The organism is Roseibium sp. AWQ4_254 (assembly GCF_056161025.1).
The window spans coordinates 1-1710 of the sequence record NZ_JBSWYH010000078.1; the positions used below are offsets into that span (position 1 = coordinate 1).

3 protein-coding genes are annotated in these 1710 nt (G+C 47.9%); all 3 read left to right on the forward strand.

Annotation, left to right across the window (positions count from 1 at the left end; translation table 11 throughout):
* The first annotated feature begins 185 nt into the window (after positions 1-185).
* The gene (locus ACXAIC_RS24670; RefSeq protein WP_475187066.1) at positions 186-641 is read left to right on the forward strand and encodes a hypothetical protein; all 456 of its coding nucleotides are present in this window, start codon (positions 186-188) and stop codon (positions 639-641) included.
* A 233-nt stretch (positions 642-874) separates the two neighbouring features.
* The gene (locus tag ACXAIC_RS24675) at positions 875-1336 is read left to right on the forward strand and encodes a hypothetical protein (RefSeq protein ID WP_475187068.1); all 462 of its coding nucleotides are present in this window, start codon (positions 875-877) and stop codon (positions 1334-1336) included.
* Positions 1337-1466: 130 nt separating this feature from the next.
* Positions 1467-1710: hypothetical protein (locus tag ACXAIC_RS24680; protein ID WP_475187071.1), on the forward strand; the 244-nt coding region annotated here is incomplete at its 3' end.

Consider the following 1710-nt stretch of genomic DNA (forward strand, 5'->3'; position numbering starts at 1 on the left):
AAGCAGCGAAAAATTATGCGAAAGAAAATTTTAGGAAAGCCTTTATTTACAGTGAAGACGACGCATGACGAAGATTGTTCTTCTGGACGTTGCCAAGAGTGATGTCCTGGTCATTTAAATCGGCGGCTTTGGCGGGTTGGAACAATTCATGAACACCCTTTAGGGGATGCAGCAGGACAAACGACATGGCGGATTTTGAGAATATCACAGGCTGGCGGGACGAGCTGGAAGCGTTTGCGGAAAGCAAAGAAGGGCGGGCCTATTTTCGGGGGGAGACGGAGACCAAAAAGCTTACTTTCGATGCCGTTCTGGATCTGGCAAGGCTTCTGCTGAAACATGACGAGCTGCGCGAGGCTGTCAGGCAGGAAGTGGAGTTCCGGGCTTTTCTGGAGACGCGTCCGGATTTGAGCGACGATGATGATGAATATTGGGATCTGAATCCGGTGGATGCCGCTGATACCCGGACCAAATTTAGGAGATGGTATGCGTTTAAGTCAAATATTCAAAATGACTATTTGACGTTGAACTATGCTGAGGATTTAGCATTTGCTTTTACATCTGGAAAATTGGAGTCTCTGGAATATGAAGCAGCGAAAAATTATGCGAAAGAAAATTTTAGAATATCCTTTTTTTTACAGTGAAGACGACGCATGACGAAGATTGTTCTTCTGGACGTTGCCAAGAGTGATGTCCTGGTCATCTAAATCGGCGGCTTTAGCGGCGCGGAACAATTCATGAACCTCTTTTGCGGCAAATCGCGTTTAAACGGCTTCAGATTTCCCTGTCTCTCGGCTGCGCCTCGAACGCGAAATCTGAAACAGTCTGCATCTAAGTAAACGCGGCGCGCGGTAAGAGAAACAACAGGACAAACGACATGGCGGATTTTGAGAATATCACCGGCTGGGAAGATGAGCTGGAAGCGTTTGCGCAAAGCAAAGAAGGGCGGGCCTATTTTCGGGGTGAGACGGTGGGGAAGACCAAAAAGCTTACTTTCGATGCCGTTCTGGATCTGGCAAGGCTTCTGCTGAAACATGACGAGCTGCGCGAGGCCGTCAGGCAGGAAGTGGAGTTCCGGGCTTTTCTGGAGACGCGTCCGGATTTGAGCGACGATGATGATGAATATTGGGACCTGAATCCGGTGGATGCTGTAGAGACCCGGGCCAGATTTATGAGATGGTATGCGTTTAAGTCGAATATTACATATGACTATATTGCGTTGGATTATGCTGAAGACATAGCATTTGCTTTTACATCTGGAGAATTGGAGTCTTTGGAATATGAAAAAGCGAAAAATTATGCGGAAGAAAATTTTAGGATATCCCTTTTTTTAAAGTGAAGACGGCGCATGACGAAGATTGTTCTTCTGGACGTTGCCAAGAGTGATGTCCTGGTCATTTAAATCGGCGGCTTTGGCGGGTTGGAACAATTCATGAACACCCTTTAGGGGATGCAACAGGACAAACGACATGGCGGATTTTGAGAATATCACCGGCTGGCGGGACGAGTTGGAAGCGTTTGCGGAAAGCGAAGAAGGGGACGCCTATTTTGGAGGTGAGACGGAGACCAAAAAGCTTACTTTCGATGCCGTTCTGGATCTGGCAAGGCTTATGTTGAAACACGACGAGCTGCGCGAGGCCGTCAGGCAGGAAGTGGAGTTCCGGGCTTTTCTGGAGACGCGTCCGGATTTGAGCAGTGAAGATGATGAATATT

Bases quoted from the DNA above. Each gene is read 5' to 3' on its own strand.
- ACXAIC_RS24670 (WP_475187066.1), top strand. From the start codon at position 186: ATGGCGGATTTTGAGAATATCACAGGCTGGCGGGACGAGCTGGAAGCG.
- ACXAIC_RS24675 (WP_475187068.1), top strand. From the start codon at position 875: ATGGCGGATTTTGAGAATATCACCGGCTGGGAAGATGAGCTGGAAGCG.